The organism is Bradyrhizobium sp. BRP23 (genome assembly GCF_020194135.1).
Lineage (GTDB): Bacteria > Pseudomonadota > Alphaproteobacteria > Rhizobiales > Xanthobacteraceae > Bradyrhizobium > Bradyrhizobium yuanmingense.
The window spans coordinates 35,829-54,966 of sequence record NZ_JADYVW010000018.1 but is presented as its reverse complement, the minus strand read 5'-3'; the positions used below and the strand labels follow the sequence as shown (position 1 = coordinate 54,966).

Sequence of the window (19,138 nt, the reverse complement as noted above, 5' to 3'; positions counted from 1 at the left end):
CCGTTAATTCCGTCCGGCGCCGTCATCGTGCTGAGCATCCGAAACCTCTCAAAGACCTTCTCTTCGGCCGGCGAGCCCGTCCATATTCTGCGCGGCGTCGACCTCGATCTCGGGGCTGGCGAGCGCGTCGCGCTGACCGGTGAATCCGGCAGCGGCAAGAGCACCCTGCTGCACCTGATCGCCGGCCTCGACGCCGCCGATGGCGGCTCGATCCGGCTGGGTGACGCCGAGGTCACCACGCTATCGGATGCCGGACGCGCCAGCTTGCGGCGGAATCGCGTTGGCCTGGTCTTTCAGCAGTTCAACCTGATCCCGAGCCTCTCCGTCGCGGACAATCTCGCCTTCCAGGCGCGGATCGCCGGCCGGCATGATGCGGCCTGGACGAAAGAGCTTGTCGAGCGCCTCGGACTCGGCAGCCTGCTCAAACGGTATCCAGAGCAAATATCAGGCGGCCAGCAGCAGCGGGTCGCGATCGGCCGGGCGCTGGCGACAAAGCCCGCGCTGCTGCTGGCGGACGAGCCGACCGGCAATCTCGACGAAGCTACCGCCGAGGAGGTGCTGGCGCTGGCGCGCGACCTCGTCGCGCGCACCGGCTGCGGCTTCCTGATGGTGACGCACAGCCTGCATCTCGCCGCCACGCTCGACCGTCATCTCACGTTGCATGCGGGGCGCATTTCATGAAGCGCGCGCTCTGGGTTCTCGCCGTGCTGCTCAGCCATTGGCGGCGCCACAAGATGCAGTTCGCGACGCTGCTGATTGGCCTGATTGCGGCGACCGCGCTGTGGAGCGGGGTGCAGGCCATCAATCAGCAGGCCCGCAATGCCTATGACCGCGCTGCAGCGACATTCGGCGGCGTGCGCACCGCGATGCTGGTCGCTCCCAATGCGGCGACTTTCCCGCAGGAGCTGTTCATAAAGCTCCGCCGCGCCGGCTGGCCGGTGTCGCCGGTGCTGGAGGGGCGCGTCCAGATCAACGGGCATTCGGTGCGGCTGCTCGGCATCGAGCCGGTCACGCTGCCGGTCGATGTCGGCAACGCGCCACGCCTGGGTGCCACGGATCTCAGCAGCTTCGTTGCTCCGCCCGGCCAGACATTGGTGGCCCGGGAGACGTTGAGGGGCTTGCAGCAAGCAGAAGGCGCGGCCCCGGCGATCAGCAGCGGCGCAAGGCTGCCGCCGCTGCGGGTCCAGCCGCAGCTCGCACCCGATGTGCTCGTGGTCGATATCGGCGTGGCACAGCGGCTGCTGAGCAAGCCCGACCAGGTCTCGCGGCTGCTGATCGGCAAGCCGAGGGGCAAGCCCGCACCGCTCGCGAGCGTGGTCGGCGAGCAGCTAGAGCGAGTCGAGCCCAATGCGGAGACGGAGCTCGAGCGTCTCACCGACAGTTTTCATCTCAACCTCACCGCCTTCGGCCTGCTGTCGTTCTTCGTCGGCCTGTTCATCGTCAATTCGGCCGTCGGCCTTGCGTTCGAGCAGCGGCTGCCAATGCTGCGCACTTTGCGGGCCTGTGGCGCCTCGGCGCGGCTAGTCAATACGGTGCTGGTGGTCGAGCTGGTGGCGCTGGCGCTGGTCGCAGGCCTGATCGGGCTCGCGTGCGGCTATTTCATCGCAGCCGCCCTGCTGCCCGATGTCGCGGCCTCGCTGCGCGGACTCTATGGCGCGCAGATCCCTGGGCAGCTCAGCCTGCGGCCCGAATGGTGGCTCGCCGGCATCGGGATCAGCGTGGCGGGTGCGCTTGTGGCGGCGGCGACCAGCCTGATCAAGGCGATCAGGATGCCGGTGCTGGCGACGGCGCAGCCGGGCGCCTGGCAGCAGCGGCAACGCCGCTGGCTGATCCTGCAGAGCTGTGCGGCCTGCGGCGCGTTCGCCGTCGCGCTGCTGCTGCTCCACTACGGGCAATCACTGATCGCAGGGTTCGGCGTGCTGGCCGCGCTGATGTTCGGTGCGGCACTGATCCTGCCGGCCTTCCTCGACATCATCCTGCTCGTAGGCCAGCGCTTCGCGCGAGGCCCGCTCGTGCTGTGGTTCTGGGCGGACAGCCGGCAGCAGCTCTCCGGATTGTCGCTGGCGCTAATGGCGCTTTTGCTCGCGCTTGCCGTCAACGTCGGGGTCTCCACCATGGTGGAGACCTTCAGCCGCACCTTCATCGGCTGGCTCAACGGGCGGCTCGCCGCCGACGTCTACGTCAGCGCGTCCGACAATGCGCAAGGCGTCGCGATCCGGAACTGGCTGAAGGATCGCAGCGATGTTCAGGCGATCCTCTCGGGCGGGCGCGCGGAGGCGCAGGTTCAGGGCCAGCCGGTCGAGTTGCTCGGCCTGCCCGATCACGCGCTCTATCGCGAGCGCTGGCCGCTACTCGAGACCGCGCCGCGCGCCTGGACCCGCCTGGTACCGGGCAATGCCGCCTTCATCAGCGAGCAATTGAGCCGGCGGCTGAACGTGCAGATCGGCGACGTCGTCGAGGTGCCGGCGCCGGGCGGGACCTGGGAGCTCGACATCGTCGGCATCTATGCCGATTACGGCAACCCCAAGGGGCAGCTCACTGTGAACGTCGCCGCATTGATCCGGCAGTTTCCGCAGACGCCGCAGACGCGGATCGGCCTGATCGTCGCGAGAGAGAATATCCCCGGCCTGATTGCGGCTTTGCAGAAGCAGTTCGGGCTCGACGACCGCAGAATCGCCGACCAGGCGACGGTGAAGGCGGAATCGATCCGCATCTTCAACCGCACCTTTGCGGTGACGTCGGCGCTGAACGCCTTCACGCTCGGCGTCGCCGGAATCGCATTGCTCACGAGCCTGCTGACCCTGGCGAACTCCCGACTGCCGCAGCTTGCGCCGCTGTGGGCGATCGGCCTGACCCGGCCACGCCTTGCCGCAATCGAGCTGACCAAGACGCTCTCGGTCGCGCTGTTCACGGCACTGCTGGCCGTGCCGCTCGGACTGCTGGTCGCGTGGTGCCTGATTGCAATCGTGAACGTGAAAGCTTTCGGCTGGCGGCTGCCGTTCCACGTCTTTCCGTTGCATCTGGTGGAGCTGGTCGCGGTGGCGCTCTTCGCCTCGCTGCTTGCAGCGCTGCTCCCGATGGTGCGGCTGGCGCGGATGCAGCCGGCGAATCTCGTCAAGGTGTTTGCCAATGAGCGCTGAAGCCATCACGCGGCGCGCCTTCGCCGGTGGCATCGTCGCCCTCGCCCTCCCGCGCCGCGCCGGCGCGCAGGGCTATGCCGGACTCGCCGAGACCGCCGATGGGTTTACAAAGGTAACGCCGGGAAAGACATTCACCTTCCCCGAAGATCACGGACCGCATCCGCAGTTTCGTATCGAGTGGTGGTATCTCACGGCAAACCTCGTCGACGCGCGCGGCGCGGCGTGCGGCCTGCAATGGACGCTGTTCCGCCAGGCGGCGCAGCCAGGTCCGCAAGGCGAGGGCTGGGCCAATCAACAGGTGTGGATGGCGCATGCCGCGGTGACGCGCGCCGACACTCACCGCTTCTCTGAAACGTTTTCACGGGGTGGCGTCGGGCAAGCCGGCGTGACGGCAAAACCGTTCGATGCCTGGATTGACGATTGGGAGATGAAGAGTTTTGACCGCACCGATGACCGCGCTTTGGCGCCGCTGTCGCTGAAGGCAGCTGGCGCCGATTTCAGCTACGCACTGACGCTCGAGGCCGACCGGCCGGTCGTGCTGCAGGGCGATCGCGGCTTCAGCCGAAAGTCGGAGCGTGGGCAGGCCTCGTACTACTACAGCCAGCCGTTCTACCGCGCGCGCGGTACGCTCAGCATCGACGACAAGCCGGTCGATGTCTCGGGCCAGGCCTGGATGGACCGGGAATGGAGCAGCCAGCCACTCGACGCCGACCAGACCGGCTGGGACTGGCTGTCGCTGCATCTGTCATCCGGAGACAAGCTGATGCTGTACCGGCTGCGGCAGAAGGACGCCAGAAATTATCCGTTCGGCAATTGGATCAGCGCGGCCGGCGAGACGCAGATGATTGCAGGCAGCGACATCCAGATGATGCCGAAGGCGACGGCTGAGGTCGCGGGACGCAAGCTGCCGGTGCAATGGCAGATCGCGATCCCCGCTCGATCATTCTCGATCCTCTGCAAGCCGCTCAATCCGAACGCCTGGATGGGGACCGGCTTCTCGTACTGGGAAGGGCCGATCAGCTTTGCCGGCACACATGACGGCGTTGGCTATCTCGAGCTGACCGGCTATTGAGGCGCGATCTCTTCGAAGGAACGACGATGTATCATCTCACCGCCCTCGTCACGCTGCTGGCGATCGCGTTTTATTTCTTCACCTCCATCAACGTCTCGCGCTCTCGCACCAAGACCGGCGTGAAGGTACCTGCGATGTCGGGGCATCCGGATTTCGAACGGGCCTTCCGCATCCAGATGAACACGTTGGAATGGATGCCGATCTTCTTGCCGGCCCTTTGGCTGTTCGCGATCTATATCAGCGACGCCATCGCGGCGGCGATTGGCGCGATCTGGATCATCGGCCGGATCGTCTATTTCATCGGCTATTCGCAAGCCGTGGCCAAGCGCGGCACCGGCTTTGCGATCCAGGCGCTCGCCGCAATGGCGCTGTGGGTCGGGGCGCTCGGGGCGGTGGTGCTGCGGTTGGTGTGAGGCAATCCGTCGCCACACATTCCGCTGTCGTCCCGGACAAGCGTAAGCGCCGATCCGGGACCCATAACCACAGGAAGATGTCGTGATGCGAGCTGATCACTCCGAGTCCCCGTAACCACGCGTGCCTGTGGTTATGGGTCCATGATCGGCGCGCGCTTGAGGCGCGCTTGTCCGGGACGACAGCGAGGGTGTGGCGCTCGCTGTGCCACTTCCCTACTTCGTCAGCAGACAGCCGCTCTCCTTGGCGGTGAAGAAGGCCTTGTCGCCGGGGACGGTGGCGAGCAGCTTGTAATAATCCCAGGGCTTCTTCGATTCCGAGGGCTTCTTGACCTCGAACAGATACATGTCGTGGATCATGCGGCCATTCTCGAGCACCTTGCCGCCTTGCGCGAAGTCGTCGTCGACCGGCAGCTCCTTCAGCTTCTTGGCGACGGCATCCGGATCCTTGGTGCCGGCAGCCTTGACGGCCTTGAGATAGCTCAGCGTCGCCGAATAGGTACCGGCGTGGATCATGCTCGGCATCCGCCCGGTGCGCTTGAGGAAGCGCTCGCCGAGATTGCGCGTCCTGTCGTTGAGATCCCAGTAATAACCTTCGGTCAGCACCAGGCCTTGCGCGGCCTGCAAGCCGAGGCCGTTCACCTCGGCAAGCGTCATCAGGAGGCCCGCGAGCTTCTGGCCACTCGCGACGATGCCGAACTCGGACGCCTGCTTGATCGAATTGGTGGTGTCGAGGCCGGCGTTGGCGAGGCCGACGATCTTCGCCTTCGAGCTCTGCGCCTGCAGCAGGAAGGAGGAGAAGTCCGACGAATTGAGCGGAACGCGCACCGAGCCGAGCACCTTGCCGCCATTGGCGGTGACGATCTCGCTGGTGTCCTTCTCCAGCGCGTAGCCGAAGGCGTAGTCCGCGGTGAGGAAGAACCAGGTGTCGCCGCCGGCTTTGGTCAGCGCGCCGCCGGTGCCGACGCCGAGCGCGCGGGTGTCGTAGGCCCAGTGGAAGCCGTAGGGCTGGCAGGCATCGCCGGTGAGGCGCGATGTCGCGGCGCCGACGACGATGTCGATCTTCTTCTTTTCCTTGGAGAGCTCGTGGATCGCGAGCGCGACCGAGGAGGTCGTCAGCTCCGTGATCATGTCGACGTTCTCGACGTCATACCAGCGCCGCGCGATCGAGCTTGCGAGGTCAGGCTTGTTCTGGTGGTCTGCAGTGACGAGCTCGATCTTCTGGCCGAGTACTTCGCCGCCGAAATCCTCGATCGCCATCCTGGCCGCTTCGACCGACCATTTGCCGCCGTAATCGGCATAGACGCCGGACTGGTCGTTGAGGATGCCGATCTTGACTCCTTGCGCGGAGGCGGGAACCGCAATCAAAAGGGCCGAGGCCGCTGCGGCCCAAAGTGCTGATTTCATATGTTTAACTCCCGGCATTCTTCTGTGAAATCGCGCGGATAGTAGTGAAGAACCCCGCGCGCGCCCATCCATTTCATGTTGGTCGTTAGTATGGGATTCTGCGTGCCACATTCTCCACCGTCGTCCCGGGGCGTGCGCAGCGCGAGCCCGGGACCCATAACCACAGGATGGTGTTTGGCGAAGACTCGCCGCTGTCGCGCTAAACTCCTCCCTGTGGTTATGGATCCCCGCGTTCGCGAGGATGACAGCGGAGGATGTGGCGGAGTCTTTGGCCATCGAGAGAGACGTCAGGCCATCGCCTCCGGCTTCTTGTCGCGCCGCCCTTCCGCCAGGTTCCGCACCACGACGTAGAAGATCGGTGTGAACAGAAGGCCGAACAGGGTGACGCCGATCATGCCGAAGAACACGGCGACGCCGACGGCCTGGCGCATCTCCGAGCCAGAGCCGCTCGAGATCACCAGCGGCAAGACGCCGAGGATGAACGCGAACGAGGTCATCAGGATCGGCCGCAAGCGCAGGCGGCAGGCATCGATGACGGCCTCCAGCCGCGGCTTGCCTTCGTTCTCGATATCGCGCGCGAATTCGACGATTAGGATCGCGTTCTTCGCCGCCAGTCCCACCAGCACGACGAAGCCAATCTGGGTCAGAATGTTGACGTCCTGGCCCATGACGCGAACGCCGATGGTGGCGGCGAGCAGGCACATCGGCACGATCAGAATCACCGCGAACGGCAGCGTCCAGCTGCCATATTGCGCGGCGAGGACGAGATAGACGAACAGCACGCAGATCGGAAATACGTAGAGACCGGCATTGCCGCCGGTGACCTGCTGATAGGACAGGTCGGTCCATTCGAAGGTGAAGCCGCTCGGTAAAGTATCGTTCGCGAGCTGCTTGATGGCGTTGAGCGCGGTGGTCGAGCTCGTGCCCGGCGCCGGCTCGCCCTGGAGTTCGGACGCCGCATAGAGATTGTAGCGCGCGACGCGGTCGGGTCCCGAGACGTCCTTGAACTCGACCACGCTGCCGAGCATCACCATGTCGCCGGAAGCGTTGCGCGTGCGCAGGCGCGCAAGGTCGCTCGGTTCTTTCCGGAAAGGGAAGTCGGCCTGCGCGGTGACGTGGTAGGTGCGGCCAAACAGGTTGAAGTCGTTGACATAGGTCGACCCGAAATAGGTCTGGATCGTCTCGTTGATGTTGGAGATGGGCACGCCCAGCTTCTGCGCCTTGGTGCGGTCGATGTCGACGAAGAGCTGCGGCGTGTTGGCCGTGAACGGCGAGAACACCGAGGGGGCGAGCAGCGAGGGCGATTTGCGCGCGGCGGCGACAAGCTCGTCGGTGGCGGCTGCGAGCATTTCAGGCCCGCGGCCCTGGCGGTCCTGGATGCGGATGGCAAAGCCGCCGCCGGTGCCGATGCCGGGCACGGCCGGCGGCGGAATCACGATGATGAAAGCGCCCTGGATCGCGGACAGGCGCTTGCGCAGCTCGGCGGTGATGGCATTCGCGGACAGGCCCTTCTTCAGCCGCGCCTCGGGCTCGTCGAACACCGGGAACAGCGCCGCCGCATTGCCGGCCTGCGTGCGGGTGGCGCCGGAGAAACCGGCAAAGGCGGCGACTCGAACGATGCCCGGCGTTTCCAGCGAGATCCGCTCGATCTCGCGAACGACCTCGGTGGTACGCGCCAGCGACGCCGCGCCCGGCAATTGCACGGATATGATGACGTAGCCGCGATCCTGCGCCGGGATGAAGCCCTGCGGCGTGGTCACGATCAACCAGCCGGCGCCGCCGATCAGCACGACGTAGATCAGCAGCATCACCACCGAATGGCGAATCGCGAAATTGGCGAGGCCGGCATAGCCATGCGCCAGCCGGTCGAACACGCGATTGAACACGCCGGTGAACGCATTCCAGCCGCGCGCGATGATGTTCCAGGCGGCCGGCGGCCGCTTTTCTTCGTGTGGTGTGAGGATCTGCGAGGCCAGCGCGGGCGAGAGCGTCAGCGAGCAGAAGCAGGAGATCGCCGTCGCAACGGCGATGGTGACGGCGAATTGCTGGAAGAACTGCCCGGAGATGCCGCCGAGGAACGCGGTCGGGACGAACACCGCGCATAGCACCAGGGCGATCGAGACCAGTGCGCCGCCGACCTCCTCCATTGTCTTCAGCGCGGCATCGCGACGACTGAGGCCGTGCTCGAGATGGCGTTCGACATTCTCGACCACGACGATGGCGTCGTCGACCACGATGCCGACCGCGAGGACGAGCCCGAACAGGGTGAGATTGTTGATGGAGAAGCCGAGCGCCGCCATCACCGCGAACGTGCCGACCAGCGAGACCGGAATCGCGATGATCGGAATGATCGCGGGCCGCCATCCCTGCAGGAACACCAGCACGACGACGACCACGAGCAGCATGGCCTCGTAAATGGTCTTGATCAGCTCGTGGACCGACTGGGCGATGAACTCGGTCGGGTTGTAGCCGATATTGAAGTCGAGCCCCCTGGGAAAGCTCTCCTTGAGCCTCGTCATGGTGTCGGAGATGTTCTTTGCGGTCGCGAGCGCGTTCGAGCCCGGCCGCTGCGTCACCAGCATCGCGACCGCCGACTTGCGCAGCAGGAAGCTGTTGGTGCTGTAGGCCAGCGCCCCGAGCTCGATGCGGGCGACGTCGCGCAGCCGCACCGTGCGGCCGTCAGGGCCGGCCTTGATCAAGATATCCTCGAACTGCTTCTGGTCCTTCAAACGTCCGGTGAAGGTGAGATTGGGCTGGAAGGCCCGATCGGTGATCGGCGGCTCGGCGATCTGGCCGCCGGCGATCTGCACGTTCTGGGCGCGGATGGCCGCGAGCACCTCGGCCGAGGTCAGGCCGAGATTGGCGATTCTGTCAGGATCGAGCCACAGCCGCATCGAATAGTCGCGGGCGCCGAAGATCTGGATGTCGCCGACGCCGTCGATGCGCAAGAGCTGGTCGCGGACCTGGAGCAGCGCATAATTGGAGATGTAGAGCTGGTCGAACGTGTCGTCCGGCGACAGCATGAACACGACCATTAGGATGTCGGGCGAGTTCTTGCGGGTGGTGACGCCGTTGCGCTGCACTTCCTCTGGAAGGCGCGGCTGCGCGATGGCGACGCGATTCTGCACCAGCACCTGGGCCTTGTCGAGATCGGTGCCGAGCTTGAAGGTGACGGTGATGGTGAGCTGGCCGTTCGAGGTCGCCTGGCTGTAGAGATACAGCATGTCCTCGACGCCGTTGATCTCCTGCTCGATGGGAGCTGCGACCGTGTCGGACACGGTCTGGGCGGAGGCGCCGGGATATTGCGTCGTGACGACGACGGTCGGCGGCACCACTTGCGGATATTCGGAGACCGGCAGCGTGGTGTAGGCGAGTGCACCGACGATCAGGAGCACGATCGACAGCACCATCGCCAAAATGGGCTGGTTGATGGAGAGGCGGCCAAGATTCATGACTTGCCACCGGCCGGCGCTTGCGCGGTCTGGGGAGCGACCTTGGCGCCGACGCGGGCGCGCTGGATGCCGTTGACGATGACGCGATCGTCCGGCTTCAGCCCTTCACGGATCACGCGCAGGCCGTCGTCGAGCGGACCGAGCACGACGGGGCGTGCCTCGACCGTATCATCAGGCTTGACCACGAACACGATCTTGCGGGACTGGTCGGTTGCGATCGCAGCGTCCGGAATCAGCAGCGCCTCGTAAGGCGCGCTGCCGATCAGGCGGACGCGGCCGAACTGGCCGGGCAGGATCGAAAGATCCGTGTTCTTCACCACCGCGCGGCTGCGCAGCGTGCCGGTCGACACGTCCAGCCGATTGTCGAGGAAATTGACGGTGCCCTCGCGCGAGGGCTTGGTCTCGCCGGCCAGCGTCACTTGCACCGGGTTCGCGGTATCGCGCGAACTTGGCCGCCGTCCTTCGAACCACAATTTGCTGTATTTGATGAACGTCGCCTCATCCATGTCGAAATAGATGTAGATCGGATCGAGCGCGACGATCGAAGTCAGCAGCGTCGAGGTGCCGGTGTCGCTGCCCTGCACGAGATTGCCGGGGCTGACGAGATGGCGGCTGACGCGGCCGGTCAAGGGCGCTGCCACATGCGTGAACTCGATGTTGAGCTTGGCGGCCTTCAGCGCGCCCTCGGCCTGCATCTCGGCGGCGTGCGCAGCCTGCAAGGCCTGGCGGCGCTGATCGACGACCTGTTCGGAGACCGCGCTGGTCTGCACGAGGCTGAGACCACGGTCGAGCTCGCGCTTGGCGAGCTCCACTCGCGCCCGTGCGTCTGACAGCTGGCCCTCCGCCTGAGTGGCCACCGCCTCGAACGGGCGCGGATCGATCACGTAGAGCAGGTCACCCTGACGCACGATGGCGCCGTCCTGGAATTCGACCGAGTTGACGAAGCCGCCGACCCGCGGCCGCACCTGGACCTCCTCCACCGCCTCGAAGCGGCCGGTGAACTCGTCCCAATCGGTGACTGTGCGCTTGACCGGCTGGGCGACCGTCACCGCCGGCGCCGGCGGAGCCGCAGCCTGCGATGCCGGCTTGTCGCAGCCGGACAGGGCGAACGCGGCGGCGAGAAGCCCGGCGATTGCGCTGACCTGAACGAAATCGTGCTTTTTGATCAACTGCCTGCTTCCGTCCGGTCCGCTCATCCCCAGGTCCTCGCATCAAAGCCGCAGAAGATGCAGGGTACGCCTCTACCTGCGGGCGCCACAAGATGTGTTGCAAAGATGAACTCTTCAAGACCAATGCGCGCGCAATGCTCCGAACGGCGCCCTGACCGGATGACGGGTTGACAGAGAGAGAGAGAGAGAGACGGTGCCGGGCAAGGCAGTTGCGGCAAGCCGAACCCTGCCGTGAACGACGGGCACTCGGAATTGCGAGCTTTTCCCGGCGGCTGTCCTTCGAGACGCCCGCTTCAGGCGGGCCCATCCTGACAAAGAGAGCTACTTACGCAGCCTGGCCTTGGCGCCGGCGACGATCTGCATGGTGACGCCGGCAATCCAGCCGACCAAGACGAGCCAGGTCCAGGCCATGTGCGGATCGAGCCGGAGCACGATCACGGCGACCGAGGCGAAGGCGGTGAGCGTAGCGGAGAGCGTGCCGGCGGCGCTCATGAGCTCGGCGGCGTCGATCTGGCTGTGCGCATCGTCGAAAGGCATCTGCGGCGTGTCGATGCCGAGATAGAAGCCGATGCCGCCGAGCAGCATCATCAGCAGCAGGAAGCCCTGCGTGGTGAGGGTGGGGATCGCCGAGCCGACATAGGCGCCGACGAACAATCCGCACGCGGCCCCCGCCATGGCAAGGCCAACGCGCTCGAACACATGGGCAGTTTTACGAAAACGAAAGCGCATGGCCAGCCTCCGCGAGGCGTTGAGTATGGAGAGGTTAGGCCAGTTTTGGGGGGCATGGAAGGTGAGGAGGTTTACGGATGCGTGAGGGATCTAACTCCCTCTCCCCGTTCTTACGGGGAGAGGGTTGGGGTGAGGGGCTTCTCTCCACACATGAGATTTTCGCCGCACCTGTACCCCCTCACCCGGATTGCGCTCGCGCGCAATCCGACCTCTCCCCGCAAGCGGGAAGAGGTGAAGAGAGTCACCTCGCCCCGAACGTGGTCTTGCCGAACAGCGCCTTTTGCGTGGACGGCTGCGAGCGCCAGTATTGCGGCGGCGCCTCGACCACGCCGCCGAGCTCGGCGGCAGCGTGCCAGCCCCAGCGCGGATCGTAGAGCAGGCCGCGGGCGAGCGCGACCATGTCGGCCTTGCCCGACGCGACGATCTCCTCCGCGTGCTTCGACTCGGTGATCAGGCCGACGGCGATGGTGGGCAGGCCGGTCTCGCGCTTGATCGCCTCTGCAAACTGCACCTGATAGCCGGGGCCGAGCGGAATCTTCTGCAGCGGCGAGACGCCGCCGGACGATGCATCGATCCAGTCGACGCCGCGCGCCTTCAGCGCGTTCGCGAATTCGATGGTCTGTGCCAGATCCCAGCCGCCCTCGACCCAATCGGTCGACGACACCCGCATGCCGACCGGCTTGTCGGCGGGGAACGCGGCGCGCACCACGTCGAACACCTCCAGCGGAAAGCGCATGCGGTTCGCGAGGCTACCGCCATATTCGTCGGTGCGCTTGTTGGAGATCGGCGACAGGAATTGATGCAAGAGATAACCATGCGCGCCATGGACCTCGATGGCGTCGATACCGAGCCGCGCGGCGCGCTCGGTCGAATGGACGAAGGCCTCGCGGATGCGCTTCAGGCCTGCCGCATCCAGCGCCAGCGGGGCGGCCTCGCCCTCCTTGTGCGGCACCGCCGACGGCCCGACCGTCTGCCAGCCGCCCTGCCCTTCCGGAATCAATTGGCCGCCGTCCCAGGGGCGCGCGCTCGAGGCCTTGCGGCCGGCATGGGCGAGTTGCATCGCGATCGCGGTGGAGGAATGCTTGCGCACCGAATGCAGGATCGGCTTCAGCGCGGCCTCGCAGGCGTCGCTGTAGAGCCCGAGGCAGCCCGGCGTGATACGGCCGATCGCCTCGACATGCGTCGCCTCGATGCAGAACATCGCCGCGCCCGACAGGCTGAGATTGTTGATGTGGGTGAAGTGCCAGTCGGTGGCGACGCCGTCATCGGCCGAATATTGGCACATCGGCGACACCACGAGGCGGTTCTTCAACGTCAGGCCGCGCAGCTTGATCGGGGAAAACAGGGCGCTCATGCGAGGGTCCGGGGCTGGAGAAATGGAAGCGATTGCATGAAGTTTAGTGGGTGGGCGGCGAATTGCCAGCCGCACGGGCAGCATGGCGACCAGCAGCGGCATGCATTGCGCTGGAGATGCCGCGGCGAACATGTCTCCCTATTGTCGTCCCGGATCCGCGCTTCGCTTGTCCGGGACGATGGAGGAATGCGGGCGTAACCCGCCCCTACGGCTTGATGCCGGCGGCCTTGATCAGCTCCTGATTGGCCGCCAGCTCGCGCTTGACGAGGTCGTCCATCTCGGCGGGCTTCATCGGCCTCGGTTCGAGCCCGAGCTTTGTCAGGCTCACCTGCGTCGCCGACGTGGCCAGGACTTTCTCGGCGGCCGCGTGCAGCTTGTCGACGACCTCGCGCGGGGTCTTCGCCGGCACGAACACGCCGAACCAGATCTCGCTGTCGGCGTCCTTCAAGCCGATCTCGGCCGGCGTCGGCACATCGGGCAGCTCGGCAACGCGCTTCGATGTCGAGACCACCAGCGCGCGCACTTGGCCCTCGCGGATCAGCGGCAACGCGGTCGCCAGCGGGCAGAAATACAGATCGATGCGCCCACCGAGAATGTCGGCGATCACTTCCGGGCCGGCGCGATACGGCACATGAATAGCCTCGATGCCGGCGGCGTAGCGGAACTTCTCGCTCGAGATGTGCACGGCGCTGCCGATGCCGACCGAGCCGAACGAGATCGAACCGGGCTTTGCCTTGGCAGCGGCGATGAAGTCCTGGATGGTTCTCCAAGGGCGCTCCTTCGGCACGATCATCACATTGGCACCGGATCCGATCATGAACACCGAGGCGAGATCGCGGCTGGGGTCGAAGCTCGCATTCGGGAACATCAGGGGCGCAATGGTCAGCGCCGACGACTGGGCGAGCAGGCTGTAACCATCGGGATCGGACTTCGCGACCGCCGCCGAACCGACCACACCGCCGCCGCCGGCGCGGTTTTCGATCACGATCGGCTGACCGAGTTCGGCGGAGAGATGCTCGAACACCAGCCGCGGCACCACGTCCGCCGCGCTGCCCGGACCGAACGGAATGGTCGCCTTGATCAGTCGCGCCGGCCAGTCTTGTGCCTGGACTTGTGTTGCAGCGGCGATCCAGAAGGACGCATATAGACAAAACACGCGAAGGAACCTGGTCATCGAAATCTCCGGTCGACTCTCGCGATCGCTGCAAGAACCGTTCCGGCGCGATCTCTACTCCGCCAGCGTGAATTGCAGCAGCAAAGTCCGCTGCAGCATCGAGAAATTGTCGTCGGAGATCAGGGTCAGCACCGTCTCGCCGTCGGCGGTGACGTGGGCGTCGATGCCTTCCATGTTGTCGATCTCGTGGCCGAGATCGGCGGCGAACAGCGTCAGGCCGTCGACGACGGCGCCCGGCGCGATTCCCTTCAGCGGGATCGCGCGGATGCGGATGTTGACGCCGGTGAACCAGGAAAATTTACGTTCGAGGATGAGCAGATCGCCCGAGGGCAGCAGCACCGCGTCGCTGATGTCGAAATTCTCCGAGCGCCGCACGCTGAATTGGCCGGGCGTCGAGCCGCCGATCAGGAAAGCGAGGAGGTTGCCGTCGGCATCGAGCCCGCGCTCGGAAAAGGCAATCAGCGTGCCCGCGAGCGGCTGGGCCTGGCTCTTGCCCGCTCCCTGCGCTTTGGGCACGACGACCATCGCCTCCAGCCCCTTGTTGTAGGGCAGCTTGCGCAGGGCCGGTGGGACGGCGATCACTTCGCCGCGGGCGCCCGTGGCGCCCTTGGCGAAATCATAACGCAGGATCTGATTGACGCGTTCGAGCCCGACATAGACGAGGTTGCCGTCGCGCGCGAGCGACTCGGTATCGTACCAGAGCCGCTTCTCGGTGATCGGCCGCCCGTCGGCGCCCAGCACCGGCGCGGCCTCGACGTCGGCGAGCCCAATCATCTCACGGCCGGAATAGCGGATGCTGCCGGTGAACCAGCCGCCCTGATCGGAGATCGCGAGAAAGCGCTCGCCCTTGCCGTCGAGGAAGCGGAGGCCCGACAGCCCGCCGAAGCCGCGATAGGGCGAGGTCAGCACCAGGCCGCTGCGAAAATCCAGCGAGCCGAAGCGCGTGCGCGAGCGGTCGCGCGGCTCGAAATTGGGGATGGTGCGCGCGTTGACCTCGACGCTGACCGGCGCGGTGACGGCATGCTCGAGCTGGAGCGCGCGCGGCGGCGGCTCGGTCTTGGGCTGCAGCTGCGCCTGCGCCAAGCGCGGCAGCGCGAGAGTGGAAAATCCCGCCGCCGCGAGGCTGACGAAGCTGCGGCGGGATGGATGCGTGCTCACGAATGCAATTTGCGTCGCGGGCGACCGGCCGCTTGCGTTGGCGCCGTGTTGGTCTCGCTGAAGAGCTCGGCAAGCTTTTCGGTGATCGCGCCGCCGAGTTCTTCCGCGTCCACGATCGTTACCGCGCGGCGATAATAGCGCGTCACGTCATGGCCGATGCCGATCGCGATCAGCTCGACCGGCGAGCGGGTCTCGATCTCCTCGATGATGTGGCGCAGATGCCGCTCGAGGTAATTGCCGGGATTAACCGACAGCGTGGAATCGTCGACCGGCGCGCCGTCCGAGATCATCATCAGGATCTTGCGCTGCTCGGGCCGGCCGAGCAGGCGCTTGTGCGCCCAGTCCAGCGCCTCGCCGTCGATGTTCTCCTTCAAGAGGCCCTCGCGCATCATCAGGCCCAAGTTTTTCCGCGCACGACGCCACGGGGCGTCGGCAGACTTGTAGATGATGTGGCGGAGATCGTTGAGGCGGCCGGGATTGGCCGGCTTGCCGGCGGCAAGCCATGCCTCGCGCGATTGCCCGCCCTTCCAGGCCCGCGTGGTGAAGCCGAGAATCTCGACCTTAACGCCGCAACGCTCCAGCGTGCGCGCGAGGATGTCGGCACAGGTCGCGGCGACCGTGATCGGGCGGCCGCGCATGGAGCCGGAATTGTCGAGCAGCAGCGTCACTACGGTGTCGCGGAACGTCGCCTCCTTCTCGTGCATGAAGGACAGCGGGTGATAGGGATCGGTGACGACGCGCGACAGCCGCGCAGGGTCGAGGATGCCCTCCTCGAGATCGAACTCCCAGGCGCGATTCTGCTGCGCCATCAGGCGGCGCTGCAGCCGGTTGGCGAGACGGGCGACGATGCCCTGCAGATGTGCGAGCTGCTTGTCGAGATAGGCGCGCAGCCGCTCCAGCTCGTCATGGTCGCAGAGATCCTCGGCGGCGATGACCTCATCGAACTTGGGCGCGAAGGCGTGATATTCCGGCCCACGCGGCTCGTTCCTGCCGTGCTGGTTCGGGCGCGTCGCCTCGCCCGGCGTCTCGTCATCACCGAGCTCGCCATCGTCGAAGGTGTCGGAGGTGGAGGCCTGCGCGCTTTCCATCGCGCTCTCGCTCATCTCCTCGCTGGTTGCCTGCGCCTGGTCGGCGCTCATTTCCTGCGCGGCGTCGGAATCGGGCGAGCCTTCGGCGCCGGACTGGTCGTTGTCGCCGTCCTGGTTCTCCTCGTTCTCGTCATTGTCTTCGCTGTCGGCGTTGCGCTCGTCGCCGAGCTCGAGTGCCGACAGCAGGTCATGCACGGCATCGCCGAACTTGGTCTGATCCTCGAGCACGCCGTCGAGCCGATCGAGCCGCTTGCCGATCTTGTCTTCGAGGATCGGTCGCCAGAGATCGACCATCTTCTTGGCCGCCGTCGGCGGCGCCATGCCGGTGAGGCGCTCGCGCACCAGCATCGCCAGCGCGTCCGCCAGCGGCGCGTCGGCGCGGTCGGTGATCTCGTCGAACTTGCCGCGGTGGAAATGGTCGTCGAGCATCGCGGTGAGGTTCTTGGCAACGCCCGCCATGCGGCGCGCGCCGATCGCCTCGACGCGGGCCTGCTCCACCGCCTCGAACACGCCGCGCGCCTGCGGATTGCCGGGCATCAGCTTGCGGTGAACCTTGGGATCGTGACAGGCGATCTTGAGCGCGATGGAATCGGCATGGCCGCGCACGATCGCGGCGTCACGCTTCGTCATCTTGCGCGCGGGCTCGGGCAGCCGCGCCTTGCCGGGCGCAAGTCCCGGGCGCTCGGCCGCGAAGGAGACGTCGAGCTCGGGCGCCTTTGCGATCGCCTTCAGACAGGAGGCGACCGAGCGCTTGAACGGCTCGGTCGGTGCTTCCTTGTTGCTGCGGAATTTGGAGTTGGAGGTGGTCATCTGACCCTATCTGTCGTCCCGGCGAAGGCCGGGACCCATAACCACCGGCCGCTCTTGTGTCAGGAAACTATCAGCGTCGCTTCAATCGAGACATCACGCGGTATGGGTCCCGGCCTTCGCCGGGACGACACACCGTGAGAGATCAGCTCAGCGCGACGTTGACTGCCGATTCCGGCAGCTCCGCATTGAAGCAGCGCTGGTAGAACTCGGCGACCAAGGGCCGTTCGAGCTCGTCGCATTTGTTGAGGAAGGTGACGCGGAACGCAAAGCCGATATCGCCGAAGATGTCGGAGTTTTCCGCCCAGGTGATCACCGTGCGCGGGCTCATCACCGTCGACAGATCGCCATTGGCGAAGGCGTTGCGGGTGAGATCGGCGAGGCGCACCATCTTGTTGACGATGTCGCGGCCCTCCTGCGTGCGATAGTGCTTGGCCTTGGCCAGCACGATCTCGACTTCCTCGTCGTGGCTGAGATAGTTCAGCGTGGTGACGATCGACCAGCGGTCCATCTGGCCCTGGTTGATCTGCTGGGTGCCGTGATAGAGGCCCGAGGTGTCGCCGAGGCCGACGGTGTTGGCGGTGGCGAACAGCCGGAACGCCGGATGCGGCTTGATCACCTTGTTCTGGTCCAAGAGCGTCAGGCGGCCCGAAACCTCCAGCACGCGCTGGATCACGAACATCACGTCCGGGCGGCCGGCATCGTATTCGTCGAACACCAGCGCGACGTTGTTCTGCAGCGCCCAGGGCAGGATGCCGTCGCGAAATTCAGTGACCTGCTTGCCGTCGCGGACCACGATGGAGTCCTTGCCGACGAGGTCAATACGGCTGATGTGGCTGTCGAGGTTGACGCGCACGCAGGGCCAGTTCAGGCGTGCCGCGACCTGCTCGATATGGGTGGATTTGCCGGTGCCGTGATAGCCGGTCACCATCACGCGGCGGTTCCTGGCAAAGCCCGCGAGAATGGCCAGCGTGGTGGCGCGGTCGAAGCGGTAATCGGAATCCACTTCGGGAACATGAGGATCGACTTCGGAATAGGCCGGGACTTCGAGATCGCTGTCGATCCCGAACACCTGGCGCACCGACACCTTCATGTCGGGCAGGCCGGAAACTTCCTCAACTTTGGACAGGGCGGCGGTCGTCATCAATCCTCCGAGGTCCCGGGCGGTCCCGAAACCGGTTATTCGCACGTTGGCTGCGGCTGGGTGCTGAAAATCAACCTATCAGAGACAACGAGCCGGCAGAAGCCCGCCCACCAATCAAAGTTCCGTTGTCTTTTCATTTAGATAGGCAAGGAACGCAGTTTTTGGAGGGCTGCCTTGCGAATCACGCCGAAATTCGGGCGGGTCGGCCCCAATCCGTGCGAATGGTACTTTGGCCGTATGCAGTTACTTATGTAGGGTCCGAAGCCCTCATGCTCCAGCCCTTCAAGAGACGACGTGACGTCCTTCCTCGATCCCCTCATCGCCTTCGTTTCCGCCCATGCGTGGCTGGCCTATCTGACCCTGTTCCTGGCGGCGCTGCTCGAAGCCGTTCCGGTGGTGGGATCGGTGATCCCCGGCTCGACCATCATCCTGGCGCTGAGCGCCCTGATTCCCGGCGGCGAATTGCAGCTGCCATGGGTGCTCTTGGCGGCCGCAACTGGTGCCGTACTCGGCGACGGGGCGGCCTATTGGATCGGGCACAGGCGGCAGCGCGAGATCCTCAACACCTGGCCGCTGACCAATTATCCACGCGTGGTCGCGGAGAGCGAAAACTTCTTCAACCGCTTCGGCACCTGGGCCGTGTTCTTCGCCCGCTTCGTGCCGCCGATCCGCGCCTTCGTGCCCGTGACCGCCGGCGCGCTGGGCATGGCGCCCACGAAATTCTATGCCGTGAACATCCCGGCGATCCTGGCCTGGGCGCCCGCCCATGTGCTGCCGGGCGTCTTGGCCGTGTCGGCCCTGCATGAATATGCCGGGCTGCATCATCATGCGCATGTCGGCAAGCACATCTGGATGCTGACCGTTGCAGGGGTTGCGATCGTGCTGGGCGTGGGGATGTGGATCTATCGCCGACGGTATGGCGGCGCGACGGCCAAGCCGCAGGTTTAGGCAGACGCCACATCACAACCGTCGTCCCTGCGTTCGCAGGCACCGAGTTTGTGCGAGAGCATCGCACCCATGACATCCGTGTGATT

General features: G+C 65.5%; 14 protein-coding genes. 5 read left to right on the top strand and 9 right to left on the bottom strand.

What is annotated here, in order from left to right; genetic code table 11:
• Nucleotides 1-27 precede the first annotated feature (27 nt).
• The 4 genes from I6F24_RS32630 to I6F24_RS32615 are packed head-to-tail and all read left to right on the top strand — an operon-like array spanning nt 28 to nt 4,625.
• Entirely contained in the window at nt 28-681 is a 654-nt protein-coding gene (locus I6F24_RS32630) for an ABC transporter ATP-binding protein (protein WP_225150738.1), read from the top strand.
• Nucleotides 678-3,140 (top strand): FtsX-like permease family protein, encoded by a 2,463-nt coding sequence (locus I6F24_RS32625; RefSeq protein ID WP_225150736.1) that lies wholly within the window; start codon nt 678-680, stop codon nt 3,138-3,140. The genes I6F24_RS32630 and I6F24_RS32625 overlap by 4 nt, the downstream gene beginning before the upstream one ends.
• Nucleotides 3,130-4,212: a lipocalin-like domain-containing protein gene (locus tag I6F24_RS32620; RefSeq protein ID WP_225150734.1), complete on the top strand. Its 1,083-nt coding sequence runs from the start codon at nt 3,130-3,132 to the stop codon at nt 4,210-4,212. The genes I6F24_RS32625 and I6F24_RS32620 overlap by 11 nt, the downstream gene beginning before the upstream one ends.
• Nucleotides 4,213-4,238: 26 nt before the next feature.
• Nucleotides 4,239-4,625 carry an MAPEG family protein gene (locus I6F24_RS32615; RefSeq protein ID WP_225148484.1) on the top strand — a complete coding sequence of 129 codons (387 nt, stop codon included), beginning with the start codon at nt 4,239-4,241 and terminating at the stop codon, nt 4,623-4,625.
• A gap of 213 nt (nt 4,626-4,838) precedes the next feature.
• Here I6F24_RS32615 and I6F24_RS32610 read toward each other — a convergent pair whose 3' ends face one another.
• The 9 genes from I6F24_RS32610 to cobS form a co-directional block, all read right to left on the bottom strand.
• Entirely contained in the window at nt 4,839-6,029 is a 1,191-nt protein-coding gene (locus I6F24_RS32610) for an ABC transporter substrate-binding protein (protein WP_225150732.1), read from the bottom strand.
• 287 nt (nt 6,030-6,316) lie between these two features.
• Nucleotides 6,317-9,481, bottom strand: coding sequence for a multidrug efflux RND transporter permease subunit (locus I6F24_RS32605; RefSeq protein WP_225150730.1), 3,165 nt, complete (start codon nt 9,479-9,481; stop codon nt 6,317-6,319).
• On the bottom strand, nt 9,478-10,677 hold the full coding sequence (locus I6F24_RS32600) for an efflux RND transporter periplasmic adaptor subunit (protein ID WP_036026265.1): 1,200 nt from the start codon (nt 10,675-10,677) through the stop codon (nt 9,478-9,480). Before I6F24_RS32600 ends, I6F24_RS32605 begins: the two co-directional genes overlap by 4 nt.
• Before the next feature lie 294 nt (nt 10,678-10,971).
• A complete protein-coding gene (locus I6F24_RS32595; protein WP_036026263.1) occupies nt 10,972-11,379 on the bottom strand; it encodes a hypothetical protein in 408 nt (135 codons plus the stop codon).
• Between the two features lie 241 nt (nt 11,380-11,620).
• Entirely contained in the window at nt 11,621-12,733 is a 1,113-nt protein-coding gene (locus I6F24_RS32590; RefSeq protein WP_036026261.1) for an NADH:flavin oxidoreductase/NADH oxidase, read from the bottom strand.
• 205 nt (nt 12,734-12,938) lie between these two features.
• Nucleotides 12,939-13,907 carry a tripartite tricarboxylate transporter substrate-binding protein gene (locus I6F24_RS32585; RefSeq protein WP_036026258.1) on the bottom strand — a complete coding sequence of 323 codons (969 nt, stop codon included), beginning with the start codon at nt 13,905-13,907 and terminating at the stop codon, nt 12,939-12,941.
• Between the two features lie 54 nt (nt 13,908-13,961).
• Nucleotides 13,962-15,065, bottom strand: coding sequence for an esterase-like activity of phytase family protein (locus I6F24_RS32580; protein WP_036026255.1), 1,104 nt, complete (start codon nt 15,063-15,065; stop codon nt 13,962-13,964).
• Entirely contained in the window at nt 15,062-16,963 is a 1,902-nt protein-coding gene (gene cobT, locus I6F24_RS32575) for a cobaltochelatase subunit CobT (protein WP_036026252.1), read from the bottom strand. Before cobT ends, I6F24_RS32580 begins: the two co-directional genes overlap by 4 nt.
• Before the next feature lie 142 nt (nt 16,964-17,105).
• On the bottom strand, nt 17,106-18,104 hold the full coding sequence (gene cobS, locus I6F24_RS32570) for a cobaltochelatase subunit CobS (RefSeq protein WP_025032652.1): 999 nt from the start codon (nt 18,102-18,104) through the stop codon (nt 17,106-17,108).
• Nucleotides 18,105-18,398: 294 nt separating this feature from the next.
• On the opposite strand from cobS, the gene I6F24_RS32565 reads away from it, so the two are divergent.
• On the top strand, nt 18,399-19,052 hold the full coding sequence (locus I6F24_RS32565) for a DedA family protein (protein WP_036026250.1): 654 nt from the start codon (nt 18,399-18,401) through the stop codon (nt 19,050-19,052).
• The last annotated feature ends 86 nt before the right edge of the window (nt 19,053-19,138 follow it).

Bases quoted from the DNA above. Each gene is read 5' to 3' on its own strand.
- I6F24_RS32625 (WP_225150736.1), top strand. From the start codon at position 678: ATGAAGCGCGCGCTCTGGGTTCTCGCCGTGCTGCTCAGCCATTGGCGG.
- I6F24_RS32620 (WP_225150734.1), top strand. From the start codon at position 3,130: ATGAGCGCTGAAGCCATCACGCGGCGCGCCTTCGCCGGTGGCATCGTC.
- I6F24_RS32615 (WP_225148484.1), top strand. From the start codon at position 4,239: ATGTATCATCTCACCGCCCTCGTCACGCTGCTGGCGATCGCGTTTTAT.
- I6F24_RS32610 (WP_225150732.1), bottom strand. From the start codon at position 6,029: ATGAAATCAGCACTTTGGGCCGCAGCGGCCTCGGCCCTTTTGATTGCG.
- I6F24_RS32605 (WP_225150730.1), bottom strand. From the start codon at position 9,481: ATGAATCTTGGCCGCCTCTCCATCAACCAGCCCATTTTGGCGATGGTG.
- I6F24_RS32600 (WP_036026265.1), bottom strand. From the start codon at position 10,677: ATGAGCGGACCGGACGGAAGCAGGCAGTTGATCAAAAAGCACGATTTC.
- I6F24_RS32595 (WP_036026263.1), bottom strand. From the start codon at position 11,379: ATGCGCTTTCGTTTTCGTAAAACTGCCCATGTGTTCGAGCGCGTTGGC.
- I6F24_RS32590 (WP_036026261.1), bottom strand. From the start codon at position 12,733: ATGAGCGCCCTGTTTTCCCCGATCAAGCTGCGCGGCCTGACGTTGAAG.
- I6F24_RS32585 (WP_036026258.1), bottom strand. From the start codon at position 13,907: ATGACCAGGTTCCTTCGCGTGTTTTGTCTATATGCGTCCTTCTGGATC.
- cobT (WP_036026252.1), bottom strand. From the start codon at position 16,963: ATGACCACCTCCAACTCCAAATTCCGCAGCAACAAGGAAGCACCGACC.
- cobS (WP_025032652.1), bottom strand. From the start codon at position 18,104: ATGACGACCGCCGCCCTGTCCAAAGTTGAGGAAGTTTCCGGCCTGCCC.